At 48.7% G+C, this 1,597-nt stretch carries 3 protein-coding genes; 1 reads left to right on the top strand and 2 read right to left on the bottom strand.

Going from position 1 to position 1,597, the window contains the following annotated elements:
* Both G463_RS0117330 and G463_RS0117325 read right to left on the bottom strand, forming a co-directional pair.
* On the bottom strand, positions 1–571 hold a 571-nt coding region (locus tag G463_RS0117330; RefSeq protein WP_026976125.1), incomplete at its 3' end, for a ParB N-terminal domain-containing protein.
* A gap of 54 nt (positions 572–625) precedes the next feature.
* Positions 626–850 (bottom strand): helix-turn-helix domain-containing protein, encoded by a 225-nt coding sequence (locus G463_RS0117325; protein ID WP_026976124.1) that lies wholly within the window; start codon positions 848–850, stop codon positions 626–628.
* Positions 851–946: 96 nt separating this feature from the next.
* On the opposite strand from G463_RS0117325, the gene G463_RS22050 reads away from it, so the two are divergent.
* Entirely contained in the window at positions 947–1,486 is a 540-nt protein-coding gene (locus G463_RS22050; protein WP_051322418.1) for a helix-turn-helix domain-containing protein, read from the top strand.
* Positions 1,487–1,597 lie beyond the last annotated feature (111 nt).

The raw sequence follows: 1,597 nt of genomic DNA, 5'->3' as shown, positions 1-1,597 counted from the left end.
CGAGTTCGGCTTGGGTACGCTCCAGTTGTTTCTTGAGATCCTGGTATGCTCGATGGATGCTGAGTTCACCCTTATCGAGTTGGCGAATGGTTTCTTCGTCTGCGTGGTCGGCGATGAATTTAGCTTTGCGGTAGGTCTCATCACTTCCGAACCCGCTAACCTTGGCCGCGATCTCGGAACTTCGTCCAAAATTTTGGCCAATGTTATCTGACAGGTCCGTGCGACTGCCTTGCCTTTCCTTAGCCTTCAACGCCTCGACGCGCTCCAACCGACGCGCCCATTCCACCCGCTCCGAAAACGTAAACTCCTTACGGTTCTCGTTCTCGGAAATCTCCAGTCGCAGTTGATGTTCATAATCCTTGACCGTCATGACTCGGACCTCGATTTGTCGATAACCCAGCAACCTACAGGCCCTCAGCCGTCGCTCTCCGGCGATTAAGTGATATTCCGGTGTAACAACCGGTGGGTTAATTAACCCATTCTCCCGGATATCATCGGCCAGCTCCTGAAGGTTCCCGAAGTCCTTACGAATCCGGTCTTCTACGACAATCTTCTCGATGTCGATAAGCAGTGAAATCACCACCCGTCCTAAGGAGTCGATTCAGTTGTCAAGGTACGAACACTCTTACGCCGACTCGCCATTTGGTGTACAATCACGAACAGATAGTTCATCCAAAGTAACATCAAGAATTTCTGCCAACCGGCACGCTTTCTTAAGATCCGGGTACCTATTCCCTGTTTCGTAATACTGGTACCCTCGCACGGTCATACCGAGTTGGTCTGCGATCTGTTTTTGAGTCAAGCCCTTGCGGTTGCGTAGAGCCCTGAGCTTGGCTCCAAATGGATTCACCGATACTCACCACCTCGTTTGATATGAACGAATCGTTCTTACGTGATTTACTTTATATGAACGAAACGTTCCTGTCAAGCGTAAGAAGGGGTCGTTATGAGCATTTTTTCTGATCGATTATCCGAACTGTTTGAGACCCGCAAAGTAACAAGGAAATCTCTAGCCGAATATCTCGGAGTTACGTACAAGACAGTGAACAACTATGAGAATGGAAGCCGAGAACCGGGAATTGAACAGTTAAACAGAATAGCTGATTTTTTCGATGTTACTGTTGACTACTTAACAGGCCGTTCTGACGATCCGCACGGATTTTCGGTTTCAAGTTCTGGGGAGCATGTTGCTGTTGCGCCTGGGGAGCGCAAGTTGATCGAAACCATTCGTGACCTTCCTCCGGGCAAACAGCAACAAGTTACTCAGTTTGCTGACTTTCTGAAGTCCCAAGATGGCAAGCGGGATGAGGAATCTGCTACTCGAGAGCCCGGTGACATCGAAGCAGACATCACGGAAATCGCTGCCCATATGGAAAGCGAGTATGGCATTGACGATCCGGAGTTTGTCGAGCACATCCACAATGTGATCCGTCGCGCGCAGCGAAAGTATGATGAGATGATCGCCAGACAAAAGAACAACGGGTGAGATCTTCATGGATAGACTTCTTGAAGTCATACATCAAGAAGGCATCTTTCTAGACTACGATCATCTGAATTATGGAGAGCGCAAGCTATATGGCTTGTACTTTTACGATAA

The sequence above is a fragment of the Alicyclobacillus contaminans DSM 17975 genome (genome assembly GCF_000429525.1).
Classification (GTDB): domain Bacteria; phylum Bacillota; class Bacilli; order Alicyclobacillales; family Alicyclobacillaceae; genus Alicyclobacillus_A; species Alicyclobacillus_A contaminans.
The sequence above is the reverse complement of the archived record's forward strand: the minus strand, read 5'-3'. Positions and strand labels throughout refer to the sequence as shown.